The sequence below is a fragment of the Vibrio sp. 10N.261.55.A7 genome, from assembly GCF_002877365.1.
GTDB lineage: Bacteria > Pseudomonadota > Gammaproteobacteria > Enterobacterales > Vibrionaceae > Vibrio.
The window spans coordinates 1-575 of sequence record NZ_MCWZ01000134.1 but is presented as its reverse complement, the minus strand read 5'-3'; the positions used below and the strand labels follow the sequence as shown (position 1 = coordinate 575).

Below are 575 nucleotides of genomic sequence, written 5' to 3'. Positions count from 1 at the left end.
ATGAACCTAAAAAAAGCCGCGATTCGCGGCTTTAGAACTTTCGTGATTGGGACGTTCACTACGCCATTTTCTGCTCGATGAAAGCTAAGATATCCTTCATCATTTCATCGTCTACCTTTTTAAGGTTGAGCGCTAAATTGGCGCCCTTACGGCTATAGGTAGCGCGACCTTTTATCAAATCTATTTTGTTGTTTGCCGCTTTCTTCGGAGGAGCAAGTTCATTTATCCATGTCTCAATCGTTTCAGACACTTCTTTCGTTAAACGAGCGACACCTTGTACGTTGCTGCGCTGCCAAACATAACCACCTGTCGATTGGCACTTCTCTAACAATGATGTTTGATGCTCGCTTGATAACTCGTGGTATTGCTTGTGAAGCTTAACAATAGTTGGACGACCTAAGTCTCCAACATTTGGGTAAGCTTGTAGCAACGTTAATGGTAGCGATGCCGCTTTAAGCGCACCACTCACTAGCGCTTCGCTGCACTGAAAAATACGAGCCAACGCTTTTTGATCGTCAGCTTCACCGCTATCGAGTTTCGCCTGCATTTCTTTCCCTTTTTCATAAAGAGAAAGA

Annotated in this window: 1 pseudogene; it reads right to left on the bottom strand. The window is 44.2% G+C overall.

The window, feature by feature from the left end:
* Positions 1-58 precede the first annotated feature (58 nt).
* Positions 59-575, bottom strand: a pseudogene (locus tag BCU12_RS08750) (chromosome partitioning protein ParB); the annotation flags it as partial.